At 67.7% G+C, this 21,132-nt stretch carries 17 protein-coding genes and 1 pseudogene; 11 read left to right on the top strand and 7 right to left on the bottom strand.

Features of this window, described 5'->3' with window-relative positions; translation table 11 throughout:
- Positions 1–258 precede the first annotated feature (258 nt).
- Positions 259–636 (top strand): transposase, encoded by a 378-nt coding sequence (locus ACFVJQ_RS43430; RefSeq protein ID WP_385791353.1) that lies wholly within the window; start codon positions 259–261, stop codon positions 634–636.
- A gap of 78 nt (positions 637–714) precedes the next feature.
- Here the strand turns inward: ACFVJQ_RS43430 and ACFVJQ_RS43435 are convergent, their stop codons facing one another.
- From ACFVJQ_RS43435 to ACFVJQ_RS43445, 3 genes are all read right to left on the bottom strand, one after another.
- On the bottom strand, positions 715–1,188 hold the full coding sequence (locus ACFVJQ_RS43435; RefSeq protein WP_385791355.1) for a hypothetical protein: 474 nt from the start codon (positions 1,186–1,188) through the stop codon (positions 715–717).
- A gap of 98 nt (positions 1,189–1,286) precedes the next feature.
- Complete coding sequence (locus tag ACFVJQ_RS43440; protein ID WP_385791357.1) at positions 1,287–1,742, bottom strand: hypothetical protein; 456 nt, start codon at positions 1,740–1,742, stop codon at positions 1,287–1,289.
- Positions 1,742–1,999 (bottom strand): hypothetical protein, encoded by a 258-nt coding sequence (locus tag ACFVJQ_RS43445; protein WP_385517077.1) that lies wholly within the window; start codon positions 1,997–1,999, stop codon positions 1,742–1,744. Before ACFVJQ_RS43445 ends, ACFVJQ_RS43440 begins: the two co-directional genes overlap by 1 nt.
- A 242-nt stretch (positions 2,000–2,241) precedes the next feature.
- Between ACFVJQ_RS43445 and ACFVJQ_RS43450 the strand changes: the two genes are divergently transcribed.
- From ACFVJQ_RS43450 to ACFVJQ_RS43470, 5 genes are all read left to right on the top strand, one after another.
- Positions 2,242–3,630, top strand: coding sequence for a ricin-type beta-trefoil lectin domain protein (locus ACFVJQ_RS43450; RefSeq protein WP_385517079.1), 1,389 nt, complete (start codon positions 2,242–2,244; stop codon positions 3,628–3,630).
- 68 nt (positions 3,631–3,698) lie between these two features.
- The gene (locus ACFVJQ_RS43455) at positions 3,699–5,954 is read left to right on the top strand and encodes an RICIN domain-containing protein (RefSeq protein ID WP_385517080.1); all 2,256 of its coding nucleotides are present in this window, start codon (positions 3,699–3,701) and stop codon (positions 5,952–5,954) included.
- A complete protein-coding gene (locus ACFVJQ_RS43460; RefSeq protein WP_385517081.1) occupies positions 5,951–7,225 on the top strand; it encodes a ThuA domain-containing protein in 1,275 nt (424 codons plus the stop codon). Before ACFVJQ_RS43455 ends, ACFVJQ_RS43460 begins: the two co-directional genes overlap by 4 nt.
- A gap of 842 nt (positions 7,226–8,067) precedes the next feature.
- Positions 8,068–9,297, top strand: coding sequence for an IS110 family transposase (locus tag ACFVJQ_RS43465; RefSeq protein ID WP_385791360.1), 1,230 nt, complete (start codon positions 8,068–8,070; stop codon positions 9,295–9,297).
- 50 nt (positions 9,298–9,347) lie between these two features.
- Entirely contained in the window at positions 9,348–10,262 is a 915-nt protein-coding gene (locus ACFVJQ_RS43470; RefSeq protein ID WP_385791377.1) for an IS5 family transposase, read from the top strand.
- A 31-nt stretch (positions 10,263–10,293) separates the two neighbouring features.
- On the opposite strand, the gene ACFVJQ_RS43475 is transcribed toward ACFVJQ_RS43470, so the two are convergent.
- A complete protein-coding gene (locus tag ACFVJQ_RS43475; protein ID WP_385791362.1) occupies positions 10,294–10,695 on the bottom strand; it encodes a hypothetical protein in 402 nt (133 codons plus the stop codon).
- Between the two features lie 824 nt (positions 10,696–11,519).
- On the opposite strand from ACFVJQ_RS43475, the gene ACFVJQ_RS43480 reads away from it, so the two are divergent.
- The 3 genes and pseudogenes from ACFVJQ_RS43480 to istB all read left to right on the top strand — a co-directional run bounded on the left by ACFVJQ_RS43480 (position 11,520) and on the right by istB (position 17,075).
- Entirely contained in the window at positions 11,520–14,693 is a 3,174-nt protein-coding gene (locus ACFVJQ_RS43480) for an NB-ARC domain-containing protein (RefSeq protein ID WP_385791364.1), read from the top strand.
- A gap of 341 nt (positions 14,694–15,034) precedes the next feature.
- A pseudogene (gene istA / locus ACFVJQ_RS43485) lies at positions 15,035–16,281 on the top strand (IS21 family transposase).
- Complete coding sequence (gene istB / locus ACFVJQ_RS43490; RefSeq protein ID WP_385791366.1) at positions 16,281–17,075, top strand: IS21-like element helper ATPase IstB; 795 nt, start codon at positions 16,281–16,283, stop codon at positions 17,073–17,075. The pseudogene istA and the gene istB overlap by 1 nt, the downstream one beginning before the upstream one ends.
- 617 nt (positions 17,076–17,692) lie before the next feature.
- Here the strand turns inward: istB and ACFVJQ_RS43495 are convergent.
- Together ACFVJQ_RS43495 and ACFVJQ_RS43500 are read right to left on the bottom strand one after the other, a co-directional pair.
- Complete coding sequence (locus tag ACFVJQ_RS43495) at positions 17,693–18,100, bottom strand: hypothetical protein (RefSeq protein WP_385791368.1); 408 nt, start codon at positions 18,098–18,100, stop codon at positions 17,693–17,695.
- Between the two features lie 136 nt (positions 18,101–18,236).
- Complete coding sequence (locus tag ACFVJQ_RS43500) at positions 18,237–19,328, bottom strand: SEC-C metal-binding domain-containing protein (protein WP_385791369.1); 1,092 nt, start codon at positions 19,326–19,328, stop codon at positions 18,237–18,239.
- A gap of 224 nt (positions 19,329–19,552) precedes the next feature.
- On the opposite strand from ACFVJQ_RS43500, the gene ACFVJQ_RS43505 reads away from it, so the two are divergent.
- Complete coding sequence (locus ACFVJQ_RS43505) at positions 19,553–19,699, top strand: hypothetical protein (RefSeq protein WP_385791371.1); 147 nt, start codon at positions 19,553–19,555, stop codon at positions 19,697–19,699.
- 256 nt (positions 19,700–19,955) lie between these two features.
- Entirely contained in the window at positions 19,956–20,216 is a 261-nt protein-coding gene (locus ACFVJQ_RS43510) for a hypothetical protein (protein WP_385791373.1), read from the top strand.
- 297 nt (positions 20,217–20,513) lie between these two features.
- Here the strand turns inward: ACFVJQ_RS43510 and ACFVJQ_RS43515 are convergent, their stop codons facing one another.
- On the bottom strand, positions 20,514–20,990 hold the full coding sequence (locus ACFVJQ_RS43515; RefSeq protein WP_385791375.1) for a hypothetical protein: 477 nt from the start codon (positions 20,988–20,990) through the stop codon (positions 20,514–20,516).
- Positions 20,991–21,132: the final 142 nt, after the last annotated feature.

A 21,132-nucleotide genomic window follows, 5' to 3' on the forward strand; every position in this document is an offset into this window, starting at 1 on the left:
GCCTTCAGGCAGACGAACTGTTCGACGAACACATCGCCTTCCCCTCCGAACTGGCCACAGCAGCTTGACGACTTGGCATCGTGAGATGTCTACCTCGACCAGCGCTGGCAGGAAGGCTGCACCAATGCCTGGAAGCTGTGGGAAGAGATCAGAGAACAGGGCTATCCGGACGGCTACGGCAATGTCCGCAACTACGTGAGCAGATCTCTGCGGGGCAAACCCCAGCCGGTCGGGCCCCGGCCGCCATCGGCCCGCGCCGTGACCCGCTGGATCCTGACTCACCCGGACGCCCTGATCGAAAGTCACCGGATCCAGCTCAAGGCCGTGCTGGCCAACTGCCCCGAGCTGGACGCCCTCGCCAAGCACGTGCGGACCTTCGCCTACATGGTCACGGACCTGCACGGTGACCAACTGCCGGAGTGGATCGAATCAGCCAGAACCGCTACCGACCTGCCCAGTCTCAGCCGATTCGCCCAACACCTCGAACGCGACCTTGACGCCGTCGTCGCCGGCCTGACTCTGCCCTGGAACTCCGGTGTCGTCGAAGGCCATGTCAACCGCATCAAGATGCTCAAGCGCCAGATGTTCGGCCGTGCAGGATTCGAACTCCTCCGCAAACGTGTCCTGTTGGCGTGACCGAGCGTCACCACACCGCACGAAGTTGGACCAGAGCCCGAAGTTCAATTGCAAAGCCAGGAAGCATGAGTCGGCGCGTCACTGCTCATCGAGGGATGCCTGGCGGGCAAGGAACTCCTCGAACGCCGCCTTCTGCTTCGGATCCATGAAGCCTTGGCGGACATTGCGGGCCTTCTCCTGGAGCCAGTGCGCCTCGTCGGGGTCCAGTAGCTCGGCGACCACCACGCCTTTGCGGGCAACCGCCGTGCGCCCTCCTACGCGACGACGAAAGAGCGTGAACGCGCCGAATTCCGCTGGGTGGGCGAGTTCCGGCTCCTCCGCAACAGCCCGGTTCTCGTCCTCAGCGCCACTCGTCGGATAGGCGGTGGGGGCCCAGTGCTCCCAGAGCGCCAGCGTGGCCGCGGGCACTAGCACGGCGCGTTCCGCCTCTTCGCGCCCCTCCCACATGAACGTGACCGTGACGGGCTCGCCGACCGTCTCGGCCAACCCGAGCACCCTCTCCACCTCATCGTTGATCGGGTAACCCACCACTACATCGATCTGAATGCCCATGGTGCCTGAGGCTACTGACCGCTTCCGACATGCCAGACCAAAACTCCTGCGCCTCGAGGACCATGGCGCACCAGGTGGGCCGCCCGAAACTGGTGATTTCACCGACTGAGCGCCTGTCCGACGCAATACTGCGACGGAGAGCAACCGCTCCACACAATTTGGGCCAGAGCCCCTTGGAAGTGACACAGCCAGGCGCCAACGCGGCCGGTTTCGGTGCCGGTGGGGGTGGTCAGGACGGCCTTGGTGCGTACTCGGGCGCGGGCGCCGGAGGCGGTGGTGCGCCGTTGGGTGTGGCGGGCGGCGATATGGGCGAGTTCGGGTAGGTCGGTGATGCCCCCGGTTTCGACGGCGGCCAGGACCTGCCGGAGGGCGGGGACGAAGGCGGCGCCTTTGTTCTTGGTGTAGAACTGCGAGACCAGGGAGGGGTCGCGGTCGATGATGCGGGCGATGTCGCGTTTGGTGTAGCCGGCCTGTTGAAGGCGGTCGGCGAGGCGGGCTGCTTCGTTCAACTCGCGCTGGTGTTCTGGCCGGTTGCGGCGGGTGCGGGGCGGCATCAGGCCTCCCGTTCAGCGGTGAGGGCTGCACGGCCAGCATCCCGCAGCGTAAGGAGTTCTTCTTCGGTGGTGGGGGCGGTGACCGGGCCTGTGAGGTGGCCGCGCAGGAGGTAGTCGCCGGGCCGGTGGTGGTAGGGCCAGTTCTGGGGCTGGGTGAGGTAGAGGGCGTCGGTGCGGAACGCGACGACGCTACCGGGCTCGGTGTGCAGGGCGCCGGCTTCGCTTGGGTGACGCGGTTCTCTTTCGCATGCCTGCATGCGGGGGGTCGCAGGTCGCCCCGGCTGGCGAATTGGACTGGACCAACATCTTGACAGGGGTTTCCTGTCACTTCTTAAATCATGGTGTGAAGTAATGCTGTTTCCCCCCACCCTCTTGCCGCCGTTCCTGTCCAGCCCCCACCTCCTGTTTGTCATAGACATGCCATTGCGCGGTTTCCTGGTGTGGTCGTGGGTGAGCCGCGGAGCGCGCCGGTTGCTGACGACAGAACAGGACGGCACGCATGACCACGACGCTTCAGTCCAAGCCCGCCATACGTGGTGCACTCGGCACGGCGGTTGCCGTCCTCCTCCTCGCGGGTCTGAACTCCATCCCTGCAACCGCAGCCGCGGCGGCCACGGGCCAGATCACCGGACTCGGCGGCAAGTGTGTGGACGTCGCGGGCGCTGCGACGGCCAACGGTACGGCCGTCCAGCTCTACGACTGCAACGGCACCACAGCACAGCAGTGGACGGTCGGCGACGACGGCACCGTCCGCGCGCTCGGCAAGTGTCTGGACGTCGCCTCGGCCGGCACGGCCGACGGCACGCGGGTCCAGCTGTGGGACTGCAACGGCAGCGCCGCCCAGCAGTGGGTCGTCACCGCGGCGCGCGACATCGCCAACCCGCAGGCCGACAAGTGCCTCGACGCGACCGGCAACAGCTCCGCCAACGGCACCCGGCTGCAGATCTGGACCTGCACCGGCGCGGCCAACCAGAAGTGGACCGCGCCGGGCGGCGGCACTCCCCCGGCGCCCGGACCCGGGGCCATGGCCGTCGCGCCGTACCTCTACAACGGCTGGGGCAGCCCGCCGAACCCCACCACCGTGATGAACGCGACCGGCGTGAAGTGGTTCACTCTCGCCTTCATCCTCAGCAACGGGTACTGCAATCCGCAGTGGGACGGCAGCCGCCCCCTCACCGGCGGTGTCGACCAGCAGACCGTCAACACCGTGCGCGGCGCCGGCGGTGATGTCATCCCGTCGTTCGGCGGCTGGAGCGGCAACAAGCTGGAGAGCTCCTGCGGCAGCGCGGGCGAGCTCGCCGCCGCCTATCAGAAGGTCATCAACGCCTACGGCCTGAAGGCGATCGACATCGACATCGAGGCCGCCGCGTACGACAGCCCGGTCGTGCAGCAGCGCACGGTCGACGCGCTCATGACGGTCAAGGCCAACAATCCGGGCCTCAAGGTCTACGTCACCTTCGGCACCGGGCAGAACGGGCCCGACCGCAGCCTCATCAGCAAGGCCGCCGCGTCCGGGCTGACCGTCGACAGTTGGACGATCATGCCCTTCAACTTCGGCGGCGCGGGACAGAACATGGGCCAGCTCACCGTCCGGGCGGCAGAGGGACTGAAGACGGCGGTGAAGAACGCCTACGGGTACACCGACGACCAGGCCTACCGCCACACTGGCATCTCCTCGATGAACGGCATCACCGACAACAGCGAGACGGTGACCGTCGACGACTTCCGCACCATCCTGGCGTACGCGCAGCAGCGGCATCTGGCGCGGCTGACCTTCTGGTCCGTCAACCGCGACCGGCCCTGCACCGGTGGCGGCGCCGACACCTGCTCCGGGGTCGCGCAGCAGCCGTGGGACTTCACCCGCGTCTTCGCCCAGTACAACGGCTGACCCCTGGTTCGTCCTCTTCCCCCTCCGTCCTTCACTCGAGCCGCCCCGGCGGTACAGGAGTTGACACGATGCTTCGCTTCTCGCGGCCGCCTGCCGGTGGCCGCCTCCACGGACCCCCCACGTCCCGGGTCCGTCGTCCCTGGACCGCTGTCCTCGCGGCCGCCGCCACCGCGGCCTCGGTCCTCACCGCCGTACAGCCCGCGCAAGCCGCGGCGCCGTCGGGTTCGACCGCCGTGGCCGCCCTGCCGACGGGCTGGTCGACCGTGGTGAACAGCGGCAGCGGGAAGTGCCTGGACGCCCGGGCGGCCGGCACGGTCAACGGCACGGCCGTCCAGCAGTACGCCTGCAACAACACCACCGCACAGCAGTGGAGTTTCACCCCGACCAGCGACGGCTACGTGCGCATCGGCAACCGCAACGACGCCCAGCAGGTCGTGGACGTGAGCAACGTGTCCACCGCCGACAACGCGGTCGTGCACCTGTGGACGTACGGCGGCGGGAACAACCAGCAGTGGCAGGCCGTCGACGAGGGCGGCGGCGCCTACCGCTTCGTCAACCGGCACAGCGGCAAGTGCCTGGACGTACCGTCCGCCTCCACCGCCGACGGCGTCCAGCTGGTGCAGTACACCTGCAACGGCACGGCCGCGCAGCGCTTCCAGGTCACGCCCGTGACCACCGCCCCCGGCGACGTCGACCTCGGCCCCAACGTGGCCGTCTTCGACCCGTCGATGCCGTCGTCCACCATCCAAAGCCGGCTGGACAGCATCTTCCGCCAGCAGGAGACCAACCAGTTCGGCTCCCAGCGCTACGCGGTCCTGTTCAAGCCGGGCACCTACAGCAACGACGTCAACGTCGGCTTCTACACCCAGGTCCTGGGCCTCGGCCAGTCGCCCGACTCCGTCACGATCAACGGTGCCGTGCACGTGGAGGCGGACTGGTTCCCACCGCAGAACGCCACCCACAACTTTTGGCGCGGCGCCGAGAACCTTTCGGTCAACCCGACCGGCGGCACCGACCGGTGGGCGGTGTCCCAGGCGTCCGGGTACCGGCGCATGCACGTCCGCGGCAACCTGGAACTCAGTGACGGCGGCTGGTCCAGCGGCGGCTTCATGGCCGACAGCAAGATCGACGGCCAGGTGCGCTCCGGCACCCAGCAGCAGTGGCTGACCCGCAACTCCCAGCTCGGCAGCTGGACCGGCTCCAACTGGAACATGGTCTTCGTCGGCAGCCAGGGCGTGCCAGGCAACACGTTCCCCAACCCGCCGTACACGACGGTCAACCAGACGCCAACCGTCCGTGAAAAGCCCTTCCTGTACGTCGACGGCTCGGGCGCCTACCGCGTGTTCGTGCCGGCGCTGCGGACCGGCTCCGCCGGCACCACGTGGGCGAACGGGAACGCGCCCGGCACCTCGCTCGGCATCGACCAGTTCTACGTGGTCAAGCCCGGCGCGACGGCCGCACAGATCAACGCCGCCCTCGCCGAGGGCAAGAACCTGCTCGTCACCCCGGGCGTCTACCACCTGAACCAGACCCTGCGGGTGACCCGGCCCGACACCGTGGTCCTCGGACTGGGACTGGCCACCTTCATCCCGGACAACGGCATCACCGCCATGACGGTCGCCGACGTCGACGGTGTGAAGATAGCCGGCGTCCTGTTCGACGCCGGCACCACCAACTCGCAGACACTGGTAGAGATCGGCCCGGCCGGCTCGTCCGCGAGCCACGCCGCCAACCCGACCTCCCTGCACGACGTGTACTTCCGCGTCGGCGGCGCGGCCGTCGGCAAGGCGACGACCAGCCTCGTCATCAACAGCGACCACGTCATCGGCGACCACATGTGGATCTGGCGCGGCGACCACGGCAGTGGCATCGGCTGGAACACCAACACCGGCGACACCGGCCTGATCGTCAACGGCGACGACGTCACCATGTACGGCCTGTTCGTCGAGCACTACCAGAAGCATCAGACCATCTGGAACGGCAACGGCGGCCGCACGTACTTCTACCAGAACGAGATGCCCTACGACCCGCCCAACCAGGCCGCTTGGATGAATGGCTCCACCCAGGGCTACGCCGCCTACAAGGTCGCCGACCACGTCACCAGCCACCAGGCCTACGGCCTCGGCAGCTACTGCTACTTCAACGTCAACCCGTCCGTAGCTGCCGAGCGCGCCTTCGAGGCCCCCAACAACCCGAACGTCCGCTTCCAGAACATGGTCACCGTCTCGCTCGGCGGCACCGGCACCATCCGGCACGTCATCAACGACCGCGGCGGCCCCTCCAACTCGTCCACCAACGTCGCCAACCTGGTGAGCTACCCGTGAGGCGGCTGACAGCACGACTGCTGACGCTGCTGGCTCTGGTGCTGGGGCTCACCGCCCCGGCCAACGCCGGGTCCGCCGCACCCCAGGCGGCCCCGTTCAAAGTCATCGCCTTCTACAACGGCACCTGGGACGCCGCGCACATCGACTTCGTCAAGGAAGCCAACCAGTGGTTCCCCCAGGCCGCCGCCCAGAACAACTTCACCTACGTGGCGACCACCGACTGGAACCTGCTGGCGAACGGAGGGGTGAACGACTACCAGGTCGTCCTGTTCCTCGACGACGCACCGCAGACGGCCGCCCAGCGATCGGGCTTCGAGCAGTACATACGGGCCGGCGGAGGCTGGATGGGCTTCCACGTCTCGGCCTTCACCACGAACGCCGGGGCCTGGCCCTGGTACTACAACACCTTCCTCGGCAGCGGGAACTTCCAGTCGAACACCTGGGGACCCACGACTGCGATTCTGCGCACCGAGGACCGCACCCACCCCTCCACCTCCGGGCTGCCCGCGACGTTCACCTCGGCAGTCAGCGAGTGGTACAGCTGGTCCAACGACCTGCGGACCAATCCGAACATCAAAGTCCTGGCGTCCGTCGACCCCAGCAGCTTTCCACTGGGCACGGACCCTAACCAGTCTTGGTACAGCGGCTACTACCCGATCCTGTGGACCAACACCCAGTACAAGATGCTCTACGCGAACTTCGGACACAACGCCATGAACTATGACACCAACACCCGGCTGTCCTCCACGTTCGCCAGCCCTCCACAAAACCGCTTCCTCATCGACGGACTCAAGTGGCTCGGCGGAGCGGGCAACAACCCCGCACCCACCGACCCGATCTCCGAAACGGCCTGGTACACGCTCGCCAACAAGGCGAACGGGTCCTGCGTCGACGCACGCGCGGCCGGCACCGCCAACGGCACGCCGATCCAGCAGTACACCTGCAACGGCACCCTTGCCCAGCAGTTCCAATTCCGGTCCACCAACAGCGGATACACCCGGATCGCAAACCGCGGCAACCCCCAGCAGGTCATCGATGTCACGGACGTCTCCACCGCCGACAACGCGCCACTTCAGCTGTGGTCCTACGGCGGCGGCGCCAACCAGCAGTGGCAACCCGTGCGAGAAGCCTCGGGCAGTTACCGCTTCGTGGCCCGGCACAGCGGCAAATGTCTCAGCATGACCGGCAGTTCCGTGAACGAGGTGCAACTGGTGCAGCGCCCCTGCGACAACTCCACCGCCCAGAGCTTCGGACTGTCCCCCCAGTCATGACACGCGGCCGTGGCAGCACCCTCCCACCCGGGCGGGGCTGCCACGGCCGCTGCGATCGTGAGGCTTCCACCCGCGTCCAGGGCTGCCGGGGCCGCGCTGGAATGGTGCCAAAGCCTGGGTTTCAGTAGTTGTTGTCGTTCCGATCTTGAGGGGTGTACGTCGAACGGGGGTCCCGATCGGGTGATCGACACGGGCCGCGGGCATGAAGGCAGGGCCTCTTGGTAGCTCGGGGTTGCGATCCCAACCGAGCAATACCAGGAGGCCCTAATTCCTTGTTAACAGCTCCAGCAGCGGGGACCACCCGCGCCGGACTGTTCGAGCGCGGGGCTACGACGCCTTTCTGGACCCTGGCCGATGAGGCCTCCACTGAGAGCGGTGTGGGCCCCGATGCTCATGGTGGTGGTCGCGTGGGCTGTCGGACGGACGCCTCAGGAGGCCCTGGCCTCGACGTCTCACAACAGAGCGGCGGCGTTCGGCGTCCTCGCGGCCACCACCGTAAAGCGAGGGGCTGGCGCTCGTGGGCGCCGGGCGGACGCCTGTGCTCTACCTGGCCACGATGCCTCCGTGCAGAGCGGCGACGCCCGGCGCCGTCGAGCGTCAACACCCCTTGCCTTCATCACTCGTTGGTGCTGGTGGTGCGAGCCCACCACACGGTGACCTCTCGATACGCCCGAGCCCTCCGAGCTCCCGCATAGACCGAGGCCCGCGTGGTGCGCTGGTGCCACGAACAGCTAGTGAGGTGGCGGACCAGCCCCATGGGCCGAGTCCTGGAATTAGGTCGTTGCGTGGCCCGCATGCGCTCGTGACCAGCGCAAACACCGCACTACCGGGAGGGGACAACCTTGATCTACTGCGGCATCGACTGGGCCGAGAAGACGCACGACGTTGCCTTGGTTGACGACACCGGCCATCTCGTCGCGAAGCGACACATCACTGACGACGCGGCGGGCTACAAGATCCTGTTGGACCTGCTCGCCGAGCACGGCGACAGCGAGGAGAACCCCATCCCGGTCGCGATCGAGACCTCCCGCGGCCTGCTGGTTGCCGTCCTTAGGGCCGGCAAGCGCAAGATCTTTGCCATCAACCCGATGGCTGCGGCCCGCTACCGCGACCGACACAGTGTCTCGCGCAAGAAGTCCGATCCCGGCGACGCGCTCGTGCTGGCGAACATCCTGCGCACCGACATGCACGCCCACCGGCCGCTGCCCGATGACAGCGACCTGGCCCGTGCCATCGCCGCCCTCGCTCGCGCTCAGCAGGATGCGACCTGGAACCGGCAACAGATCGCCAACCAACTCCGCTCTCTCCTGCGGGAATTCTATCCTGCCGCCCTGGAGGCCGCCGCCACCTGGGCCAACGGCCTGTGCCGACCCGAGGCCCGTGAACTCCTCAAGACCGCACCGACACCCACCAAGGCCGCGCGGCTGACCCGAGCACAGATCCAGGCCGCACTCCGGCGAGCCGGCCGCCAACGCGGCATCGAGGCTGAGGCTGACCGGCTGCGTGACATCTTCCGCGGCGACTACGCCCACCAGCCGCCCCTGGTCGAGGACGCACTCGGCAAGCAGATGCTCGCCCTCGTGGTCCAGCTGGAAGCCGCATGCACGGCCGCCGACGATCTCGCGAAGGCGGTGGAAGAGGCTTTCCCTCAACACCCGGACACTGACGTGCTCCTGAGCTTCCCCGGGCTCGGTGTCCAGCTCGGCGCCCGGGTCCTTGCTGAGATCGGGGACGACCACACACGCTTCGCCGACGCCCGCGGTCTGAAGGCATACGCGGGCTCCTCGCCCATCACCAGAGCCTCTGGAAAGAAGTCGAGCATCACCCGCCGCTGGGTGAAAAACGACCGCCTCAACCATGCAGGCTATCTCTGGGCGTTCTCCGCGATCACCGCCTCACCCGGCGCCAAAGCCCACTACCGACGACGCCGCGACGACCATGGTGACTGGCACGCAGCCGCCCAGCGCAACCTCTTCAACCGCATGCTCGGCCAGCTCTATCACTGTCTTCAGAAGCACGAACTGTTCGACGAACAGACCGCATTCCCCACCCCGCTTGCCGCCGCAGCTTGACTCTTAGCGCCGTGAGGTGTCTGTTGTCGCAGCCTGTCGCGTTCGCTTCCGTGGAGTCCAACGCTCCGTCTCCTGCGTGTGACTGTCTCGCGCACAGGTTCGGCAACGCCGCGGACGGACCCGCCCGCGTCCGGTGTTACGGCTCCGATCTGACGGAGGCGGAGTGGCAGGTCGTCCGGCCGTTGCTGCCCATTCCGGCGTGGCTTCAGGGACGGGGCGGACGGCCGGAGGGCTATTGCCACCGCGTGATGCTGGACGCGGTCCGCTATGTCGTCGACAACGGCGTCAAGTGGGTCAACCTGCCAGCGGATTTCCCGCCGTACCGGCGGGTGCACGCCTTCGCCTGCCGCTGGCAGGTGACCGGCTTGCTCGCCGAGCTCCACGACCGGCTGCGCGACAAAGTGCGCCAGAAGGAGGGCCGCGCGGTGGACCCGACGGCCGCCATCGTGGACTCGCAGTCCGTGCGGGCAGCGGCGAACATCCCACCCTCCACGACCGGCTGGGACTGCGGCAAAAGGGTGGGCGGGCGCAAACGGCACCTGGTGGTCGACTGCCTCGGCCTGGTCCTGGCCGTCGCGGTGACCGCAGCGAACGCGCAGGACCGGGACGCCGCAGTACCTCTGCTGGAACGGCTGCGCAGGCTGTACTTCTCCGTCCGGCTCGTCTGGGCGGACGGCGGCTATGCGGGGCGTCTGGTCGACTGGGCGGCTGAGAAGCTCCACCTCACGCTCGAGATCGTCAAACGCTCTGACGACACATGCGGGTTCGTGGTACTGCCGCGCAGGTGGGTGGTGGAAAGAACGCTGAGCTGGCTGATGCGCTCGCGTCGCCTGGTGCGCGACTACGAGACGCTGCCCGCCATGCACGAAGCCATGGTGCTGTGGTCCATGACCATGCTCATGAGCAGCCGTTTGGCCGGGCGCCGGCCCTGTGCTTGTCGCCGGCCGGTGTCCCGAGCGGCGTGAACACCCCCGGCCGCGTCTGGAGTGCCCACCCTCATTCCACCAGGCGTTTCGCCTTCGACCGCAGCCCCTCGACCTTCGCCGGGACCGCCTGAAGGCCCAGGGCCGCAGCCAACTGCTGGCACCGCATGCCTTCCCGGCCCGCAGCCGACTCCAGCACGGACATGATCCGCTGGTAGTCCGCAGGCAGGACCGACGCCGTCATCCCCTCGGCCCATCGCGGCACCGTCGACCCCGCCACCGCGCTCCCCACCGGCTCCACGACCGCGGACGGCGGCTCGGCCAGCACCTCGGCCACCGTCACACGGGCATCCGCAAGACGCTGAAGCGCGCGTTCCGCCTCGCCGAGTGCGGCCTGCACCCGCTCGGCCTCATCCCGCAACCGCGCGACCTCTTCCCGGACCTTCTTCTCCCGAGCCTCCAACAGACCGAGCACCGACGGCACCAGCCACCCCCACAAGCGAGACGAACGGACGAACCATGCCCATCTCTCCCGCCGGGGGACGGAGTTCATGCCCAGCCAAGTCGAACCAAAGGATCACGTTCGGAAAGCGGATGGCGTCTGAGACCACCGCATCCCGCTCAGAATGATCAATAGATGGACGAGGGGTTCTCGGGGATCCGGACTCCACTCGCCGGACGCCGCGCTGTGGGCGGCTTGGATGCCGCCCGTTGGCCCCGCCGAGCCGCAGCGGGCCGGACGATGAGTGTGGCGAACAGCTCTGGCACGATCGCGCCCTTGGCGTCCGCCAAAGACTGCAGCCGGGTAAGAACCTGGTGCCAGATATCGTTCCGCTGTCATCTGCGGAACAGGTCACTGCTGTGAAGCTCGGCTCTGCCCGTTCGCTGTGCAATGGCCTTGGATCCTTCCCTGTTTGCGCGAGACTTGGTGCAGCGCACCATCTCTCGGTTGTGGCAAGCGATCACAGCTGGACTGGGTTCCTGGCCGAAGCGCGAGCATGTGAGGGGTGCCTGGCAGCGGCATCGTGACGATCACAAGGGGTGGGCTTGAGACGTTCGGGGTGGAAGAGGATTGTGGGCGGCCTGGCCCTTGTGGTTTCGCTGACATTCCTTGCATGGACGGTGCTGCGTGAGGGATGGGGTGCGGGAGACCCAGTCGCCAGCGTCTTGGGGGTCGTGTTCGCTCTGGTCTCGGCACTTGTGGTCATGTTCGGCCGGCCTGCACCGGCACCCGCGCCCATCGCGCCTGGTCCTCTGGTCGTCCCGGACGGGTGGGTGGACCGGGCGGAGGCTGACCAGGTGGTCGATGCTGTCCTTGCACGCACCCGCTGGCGCTGGCGAGTGGGTGATGCTGTCGCCATCACCGCCGGTCTGCATGGTGCGGGCGGTTTCGGCAAGACGACGCTGGCCCGGTTCGCCGTCGCCCAGCCGAAGGTCCGTAAGAGATTCCCTGGCGGGATCTGGTTCATCACGATCGGTCGTGACGTACGGGGCAGGGCCGCGATCGCAGCCAAGGTTGCCGCGGAGGTGGCTCGTATCACTGGCGTCGATTCTGCAGTCGGCGACGATCCGGAGCAGGCCGGCGCTCAGCTGGGCAAGCTCCTTGCCTCGCTGCCGCGGACTCTCCTGGTGATCGACGACGTGTGGGAGGAGGAGCAGCTGCGGCCGTTTCTCATCGGTGCGGAACGGCGATGTGTCCGCCTGATCACCACCCGCAGCCCGAGAGTGCTTCCCGCTCACGCCACGCTGATCACGGTCGACCGTATGACGTACCCCCAGGCCCGCCTGGTCCTGACGAAGGAATTGCCGCATCTGCCGGAACACACGGTGGTCGACGACCTTGTCGAGGCGACCGGACGGTGGGTCCTTTTGTTGCGGATCGCCAACCGTGTCATGCGCGAGCAGCTGTCGACAGGTGCCGATGCGGATACTGTCGGACGGCGTCTTCTGGACCGGTTGCGTGTGCACGGGCCTGCGGCCGGCGATCCTCAGAAGGATTTCGACCTCAACGACACCGACGAGCGGAACAGGGCCGTGCGAGCCAGTCTCGCAGCCGCCACCGAACTCCTTCCTCCCGATGGGGAGCACAGGTTCGCGGAACTTGGAGTCTTCGCTGAGGACGAGGCCGTCCCGATTGCGATGGTAGCTCGCCTGTGGGAGGGGGTGGCCGGTCTCGACGAGACAACCGCGCGCAGCCTGTGCAGGCAGATGGCCGATCTGTCCCTGCTCAGTCTCAACTCCGGCATCCCTGGCGGGACCGTGGCCCTGCACGACGTGATCCGCGATCATCTCCGGGCAGAGCTATCAGCTCGGCTGCCAGTAGTGAACGCCGCTTTTCTCGACACCGTCACCTCAGCCGGCGAGGGCGGACCTGGGTGGTGGACTACATCGCACGAGTACCTGCGGAACTTCCTCATAGCCCACCTGGTGGACGCGGAGCGCACCTCGGATGCAGTCGCCGTTGCCACGGACTTCCGCTGGGTGCGCATGCGGTTGCACGACCACGGCCCCACCGCACCTCTTCGAGACCTCTCCCTGGTCCCTCATGCCGATGCAGCCGCTCTGGCTTCCCACCTGGAACGTGCCGCGCACCTCCTCACCCCTACCGCACCACCCCAGGCCCTTGATGCCGTGCTGCGCAGCCGCGTTCCTGGAGGTGCGGCATGGCTGGCCGCCGCCGACGCGGTCTTGTCAGGGCCGGCACTCGTAGACCGGTGGACCCCGCCTGATCTGCCCAGCTCTGCGCTCCTGCGGACCCTTACGCATCAGGCACCCGTTGAGGAGGTGACCTGCAGCCCTGACGGGACCCGCCTCGCCACCATTGACATCAGGGGCCGAGTCCGTGTCTGGGACGCCTCGAGCGGGGCGCAGATATGCGAACTGCCGCGTCGCAGCCGTATGAAGGAGGTGGCTTTCAGCAACGGTGGAACGCATCTGCTCACTGTCGATGGCGATGGCATCGTCTACGGCTGGGATCTCGCCACCGGATCGGAGCTGCACCAGTTCTTTCCAGGCGAATGCCGTGCTACCGCCTTCAGTGCCGATGGTTGTCGTCTATTCACCGGACTGGAGGACGGCACGGTCACGACCTGGGACACATACACCGGGGCCAGGCTCAATGGGTTTCAGGCACCGATCAGTAAGTCAGGTCGGCTTCTGGTGAGTCAGGACGGCACGACGCTGGTCTTCTCCAGGCGTGGTGGCTTGCGTTCCTTCTCCTGCGACGCCGGCGCAGGCAGCGATCTGCGGTCTCTGCAGGGCCGGCCTGTAGCGGTCACAGCGGACGGGGCTCACGTTGCTACAGTCCAGGGGGGAAGTGTGGGGATCTGGAGTACGTTGTCCGGCCTGCGTCTGTATGAACTTCGCAACTGCCTCGACGTCACCGTGGCAGCGTTCAATGCCGACGGCACGGCACTTGCTATCGGGAACCGTGAGGGCGTCGTGGAGGTGTGGGATCTCGGGACGAGGACACAGGTCCACCGCTTCCACCATGGATCGCTGTGCTCATCGCTGGGCTTCAGCCCAGACGGTCTGAGACTCACAAGCGCCAGCATGGACAGGACCGTGCGGATCTGGGACCTCGCCGCCAGTTCTCCTCAGCCGCAGGAGATCTCTGTCGGTGTGGGAGCGGTCTCCGCTGATGGATGCCGCGTCGCCACCGTGAGCCGTGAAGGATTCTCCGTCTGGGACGCTGTGAGCGGCGTGCAGGTCCAGCGCTTCGCGAAAGGCGACGGAGTCACCGGACAGGAGCTGCAGTTCACCCCTCCCTTTTACGGAGATCAGGCCGACCTGCTCTCGGCAGCTTTCACAGCGACAGGCATTCGCTTCGCCGCGGCAGCCGATCGCGAGACGGTGGGTGTGTGGGACGCCACTGGGGCGCTGCTTGTACAACTCACTTGTGCTGGCCCGCTGGAGAAGGTGGAACTCAGCCCGCTAGGAGAGCTTCTGGCTACGGTCGACCGGCAGGGGGCTGTCAGCATCTGGGAGACCACCAGCGGCATGCAGAAGCATCAGTTGCCTCACCACAGAACTCAGAGACTCGTCTTCAGTCCAGACGGATCCCGCCTCGCCACATACGATCCCACTGATGGCACCCGCGTCTGGGACACCGCGTCGGGCGCACAGATCGCGCATCTGGGACGCCGCTCGGCTCGGGCGTTGGCGTTCAGCCTCGACAACAGTCAGCTGGCCATCACCGATCGTCCCGCCGACTTCCGAGTCGTGGACATCGCCGCAGAAGCCGTCGTTCACAGGTTCCGCGGCACCAGGGCCAGAGCAGCAGCCTTCAGCCCCGACGGCAAGTACCTCGCCAGCGCAGCCGACAACACGATCTCCGTCTGGGACTCCACAACAGGCGAACCTCTCACCAGCATGCGGGCCGACAGCGATCTTGAATCCGTGATCTGGCATCCCGACAGTCGAGCCCTCTTCGCCGGCGGCCGTGGCGTCCTCGGCTACGAGTTCATGGCATAGACCGACGCAACGCGTCGCAGGAGATGAGCAGTGGCCCTCTCCTTGCGGAGAGGGCATACGGCTGACAAGCCGATGCTGCCGCCCGTCCGGCAAGCAGTGAGAAGGGGCCCCAGGTTCGCCTGGGGCCCCTTCTCGTCCACTCATGACTTCCCCAGCCACAGTCCGACCAGGTGTGGTGGGGCTGCGGAGCGACGTCGACCCCGGCCGGCTTCGCATCGCCAACGAGCACTGCAGCAAACGGGCAGGGACTGTCGGCAACGGCTCAATGTGAGACCACTTCCACCGGATGAATTGTGGCCCTCCTTGGCGGCCTGACTCGTTGAGTCAGGCCGGGAGGATGGGTGATCAGCGTGGAGGACTGGGCGGAGATCCGCCGGTTGCACCGGGCCGAGCAGATGCCGATCCGGGCGATCGCAAGGAAGTTGGGGATCTCTCGGACCACGGTGCGACGGGCGGTGGCCAGCGACCGGCCGCCGAAATACGAGCGGGCGCCGAAAGGGTCGATCGTGGACGCGGCCGAGCCGAAGATCCGCGAACTGCTCGAGGTGTGGCCGGACATGCCGGCGACCGTGGTGGCCGAACGGATCGGCTGGCAGCACGGAATGACCGTGCTGCGGGATCGGGTGCGGGAGCTCAAGCTCGACTACCTGCCGGCAGATCCGGCCTCCCGGACGGTCTATGAGCCCGGCGAACTGGTGCAGTGCGACCTCTGGTTCCCGCCTCGGCGATCCCGCTGGGGTTCGGGCAGACGGGCTATCCGCCGGTGCTGGTGATGGTGGCCGGCTACTCGCGATGGATCATGGCTCGGATGCTGCCGAGCAAGGCCGCAGCCGACCTGATCGCCGGGCACTGGCGGCTTTTGACCGGGCTCGGAGCCGTCCCGAAGGCTCTGGTCTGGGACAACGAGGCCGCGGTCGGCTCCTGGCGGGGCGGCAGTCCCCAGCTGACCGAGGACTTCGCGGCGTTCGCGGGACTGCTGGGCATCCGCATCATCCAGTGCCGCCCCGGCGACCCGGAGGCCAAGGGCCTGGTCGAGCGGGCCAACGGCTATCTGGAGACCAGCTTCCTGCCCGGCCGGGTCTTCGCCTCGCCGACCGACTTCAATATCCAGCTCGCGGACTGGCTGACCAAGGCCAACCGGCGCCTGCACCGCACCCTGCAGGCCCGCCCGTCCGAGCGGATCGAGGCGGACAAGGCCAGGATGCTGACTCTGCCGCCGGTCGATCCGCCGGGCTGGTGGCGATCCAGCCTGCGCCTGCCGCGCGACCACTACGTCCGTATCGACACCAACGACTACTCCGTCCATCCGCTGGCCATCGGCCGCCGCATCGAGGTCAAGGCCGACCTGGACCAGGTCCTGGCGTTCTGCGAGGGCACCGAGGTCGCCCGGCATGCCCGCTGCTGGGCCCGCCATCAGTCCCTCACCGACCCCACCCATGCGGCCGCCGCGAAAGCCGACCGCGAACGGGCCCGGCAACGGCCCGTTCCGGCCGACCAACTCGAAGTCGAACAACGGCCGCTGGACACCTACGACCGGATCTTCGGCGTCATCGATGGCGGCCTCAGCACGGGTGAAGGAGTCGCGTGATGGCTACCAAGCAGACCGCAAACGGCCGCGACGTCTCCTCCGAACTCGTCTATCTGACCAAGGCGTTGAAGGCACCCGCGTTGCGGGACGCGGCCGCCCGGCTGGCCGAGCGGGCCCGTGACGAGAGCTGGAGTCATGAGGAGTATCTGGCCGCCTGCCTGCAGCGGGAGGTCGCCGCCCGCGACAGCCACGGCGCCGAGGGCCGCATCCGCGCCGCTCGTTTCCCCTCCCGCAAGTCACTGGAGGACTTCGACTTCGACCACCAGCGGTCCGTGAAACGCGAGGTCATCGCCCATCTGGGGACGCTGGACTTCGTGGTCGGCAAGGAGAACGTGATCTTCCTGGGGCCGCCCGGCACTGGCAAGACCCACCTCGCCACCGGGCTCGGCATCCGAGCCTGCCAGGCCGGCCACCGGGTCGCCTTCGCCACCGCCGCTCAGTGGGTGACCCGCCTCGCCGAAGCCCACCAAGTAGGCAGACTCAGCGACGAGTTGACCCGACTGGGTCGGACCCCGCTGATCATCGTGGACGAGGTCGGCTACATCCCCTTCGAGCCCGAGGCAGCCAACCTGTTCTTCCAGTTCATCTCGGGCCGCTACGAACGCGCCTCCGTGATCGTGACCAGCAACAAGCCGTTCGGACGCTGGGGCGAGGTCTTCGGCGACGACACCGTTGCCGCCGCGATGATCGACCGCCTCGTCCACCACGCGGAAGTCATCTCCCTCAAGGGCGACAGCTACCGCATGCGCGGCCGCGACCTCGGACGGATTCCACCCGCCAACGCAGGGGAATGAACAACATCAACTGACCGACCGGGGGTCCATCTTCGGAGTCGAGCACCGGGTCAGCTTTCGAAGTTCACCGACACTTTCGTATACCGACCCAGGAGTTGTCAGACCACCCGAAAGGATGACCTGCATACGCACCGCTACCGGCCCTGATCCGCCAGGTTTGAGCCGGAGGCACTTTAAGAGACGTAAGCGCCGGTTCCTCGCGTACTCCTCTCCATCACGCTTGCCGGACCCGCCCCATCTGGCAGTACTGGACACGTCCCGGCGTTGTCAGGGCCGCTCTCGCCCTCCCCAGCATCACCCGGATCAGGCTGCCCTCAGCTTCAACCCGACTGCTGCGACAGCGGGTTGGTGCAGGTCTTCCACCTCCACTCGAACCAACAGCGCCTCACGGCGCAACCAAGATCTGTGCCAGAACCCCGAAGTCGCGTACATCGGGTATTCGCGCGAGCGTGCGACTCCCAATCTCGCGTCGAAACGACGCCCGCGACTCGCGTGCATAGCCAGCCTGGGGCGCCGCGCCGTGTGACAGCCTGTTGTCAAGCCTCGCCGTGGCTGGTTGGCAGGTTGTTCGTCGGGCCTCGTCCGCGCTGCATGAGCCGAACCAGCTCGGGGTCTGTTCAGGCGGGTCGGGTGAGCGGGGCGAGCAGGCCGTCGCCGGGCCATAGATCCTGTTCGGCCACGAGGCTGGCGAGGAACGCGTCGACCTCGGCCAGCACGGCGGTGCGCTCAGTGGGCCCGTATGCGATGAAGTCGTCGGCTGCGGCGTCGTAGGCGCGCACGTGGCTGTGCGGGCCGGTGCAGACGAGGGCGCGCGCGATCTCGGGCAGGCCGAGGCTGAGGGCATCGCAGTCCCCGGAGCGGACAAGCTGCAGCAGGTCGGTGGTGACGCGCTCCCAGTCGTCGACGGTCGGCCAGTCGGCGCCTCCGCCCAGTTCGTGGGTGAGGGTGGCCAGCGGGACGATCTCGCCCTGCTCGCGTCCTTGGGTGAGGCGCTCGTGAATCCGGGCGCCGTCGGGCTGGCGCACGTGCAGGGGAACTTCACGGCGATCAGTTGAGGAACGACGTGGAGGCCGACGGTGCTACTGCGGATCTCAACCCAGAGCACGGCGTGTCAGTGTTGGCTCGGTCGCGAGTTTGGTGAGCGATGCCTTCTGCTTTTGGTCAGGTCAGGGCGGGGTTGCCGCAGCATTTCTTGTATTTGCGGGAAGAGCCGCACCAGCAGGGGCCGTTGCGGGGCGGGGGCCATGTTCGGGCTTGGCCCCGGGCCGCAAGGTCGGCGGCGTACTCGGCCCGGGTGTCCCCGTCCTGCGGGGAGAGGGCCTTGTTACGGATGAATTCCTCGAAGTCGCTCACGCTGCCCTGGGCGATGCCCAGATGCGGTTCGCCTTCCTCGGACAGGCGGAGCAGGATTTCCTCGACGCGGCGGATGTGATCGTGGTGATCGGCCCCGTAAGCATCTGCCAGCACGGGCCACCGGGCGAGGAGTTGGGTGAACTCGGGCTCGGGCCAGAACAGTGCGCAGGTCATGCGGGGCCTGGAGAGGGCGGCGCGGCGTGCGGCGGCCTCGGCGGTGAGTTTCTCGATCGAGGCGCGCAGGACGTCGGGGTCGCCGCTCTCGGCGGCCCTGAGGTGATCTGGATCGTGCAGGTCGTCCAGGGTGCCGGGTCCGCGGAGGAGAGCCGGACGGTGCATGTGGAGTTCATCGGCGAGATGGTCGAGGTCGTCGTGCGGCTGGCCATGCCGACGCCGGACCCGGTGGCGGCCGATGGCGAGCATCTCAATCCCCCTGGGGTCGGCAGAGTCCTCGATAGCGGTGCGGGTGAGAGGTGTGACGGGACCAAGGAGATGGGTGAGGCCGGCGGTGAACCAGTCTGCGGCGTCCTGGAGTTCGTCAGCGGTTTCGAAGGTCTCGGCGACGAAGTTCCAGGCCCCGGCATCGGTGGGGTGCTGGCGTCGCAGCTGTGCGGCCGCGTCACGGGCCTCATCGGTCCGGCCGGCTTCCCACAGGGTGTTGATCCGGTATGCCTCGATCAGGTGCGGCTCTTCGCAGCCCGTGTCCAGCAACTGCTGGTAGAGGGCGAGAGCGCGGTCGTGCCGACCGGCGTCGCTCCAGCCGGCGGCTGCGTCGAGGAGGATTTCCTCGCGTTCTTCGGGGTATTCCCGGGCCAGCGCTTCCAGCCCCTCCGCTTCCAGGGCGGGATTCCGCTCGACGGGGGCCGTGCGTTGCGGAGTTGGGCGGCGCTTGCGGGACATACGACCACACTACCGGCGAGACGTCGACCGATTGGGCCAGTGCCGAAACCCCGCTCCGAAGAGGTGAGGATCGCGGCCCAGTCCCCTGCCCGGGGGCGCCGCGGACACGGGAGCCGGGGTCGGGGTCTGGGTGGTCTGGGCAGTGCGGAAGGCTTGGTGGCCTGAGCCGTCGCATCGGTGAGGGAAACGGCGACATCCTCGGCATCGATCTCGAGGGTGATGCGGTGCTGACCCTCTTTGTCGTTGAAGGTGCGCTGCCTGCCGGTGACGATCACGCGGGGGCCGCGGGTCAGGGACTACGCCGCATTTTCACCAGCCTGCCGGCCAGCGAGATCCCGCTGGCCGCCGACAACGGCGGCGTCACAGCGTAGAGGTCCTGGGAGTACGTCGTACGCAACACCCTCGAGCATCTCCCCGCGGCCGCGCGGTCCCGCCCGGAAGCCGGCCGGCGGGCGGACATCGCTCCGGCCGCCCTGCGTGAGCGCGGCGACATCCGGGACTCGCTGCCTCCCTCGCCCGCAAGCACGAAGGCAGCCCCGACGTCTGGTCGCGCGCCGTGAACGCAGCACGCACCCTGCTCACCGACCCGACCACCTGATCACCTCACCAGCCGAAGGACGAACCCCGATGCCCAGCCATCAGCTCCGCGACACCGCCACCCAGCAGTTCCTCGCCCGGGACCTGGCCGACTACCCCGCGGCCGAGGCCGCCCTGGACCGCCTCCACGACGAGCTGGAACGCGACCTCGCGGCCAACGGCGAAGGCACCGGGCGCATCCGGCTGCGCCTCGACGCCGAGAAGGTCACCGCCGGCCTCACCGAGGCCGGCGGATACCACCTGCTCGTCCTCGGCGTAGACGACCACGCCGGCCCGCCGCCCGCACTGTAGCCGACGGAGCTGACCCGCGATACGTCGCCCGGGAAGCCGGCGCCTCGCTCCCACACGCTGCACCGCGCTGCCTCGTCGGCGCCACGAACGACCTCCCGCCCGCCCAGCACCATCAGCGAGAAGGCGGGCCCGGCCGCGCAGTTACCGAGGTCGTGGCACCAGCCTCATGCGACCGGCACAGCGGACGGCTTCGTCAACGCAGACGATGCGGCCCGTGGCGACGACGATCTGGTCGTGGCCCTAAGCCCGAGGCCGCAGGGCCCTATGGACAAGCAGCGCGCTGGTGGGCGGTGGTCGTCAGTCGCGGGTGGCGCCTTCGGGCCAGAGCACCCTCACCGGTACGCCCTTGTGACGCGCATAGGTGACGACGTCGGCTGTGCCGCCGTGGCCGCGCGCGGGTTGGCCGTCCCAGACGGCGAGAAGTTCGTCGACCTGGTCGACGAGGAGTTCACTGCCCGCCATGTGGGCGTGGGAGCCGGAGGTGTCGAGCCCGGTGCGGTGGATCTTCACGGCTCGGCGGAGGAGTTCGTCGTAGGTGGGGTGATGCCAGTCGGGCAGGTCCGCGCGATACTGCTCGGCCGGCAGGACGACCTCGATCTGCCCACCGTGATCGAGCACCGTCTGGGCGAACCAGGTGTCGGGGCCGTCGGCGATGCAGCTGACGCCAACCAGGTCCGTGGCTCCGTACGACGCGACCGCCTCGGTGAACAGAGCACGCACCTGCCGTTCGACCTCATCGGACAGGCCGCGGTGTCCGGTGATCCCGACTCTCATATGTGAGGGTTCCTCCGATGTCTCTAAGCTTGTCGTTTAACCCGCTGCTGTCGAACGCGTCTCGGGCGCGGGGGACCGCCCCGGGGGTTTACAAAACCGAATTCGGTACCCGGGGAAAAGGAGGGGGGGGGCGCCGCCCGGC

The sequence above is a fragment of the Streptomyces sp. NPDC127197 genome (assembly GCF_042672405.1).
GTDB classification, from domain to species: Bacteria; Actinomycetota; Actinomycetes; order Streptomycetales; family Streptomycetaceae; genus Streptomyces; species Streptomyces flavusporus.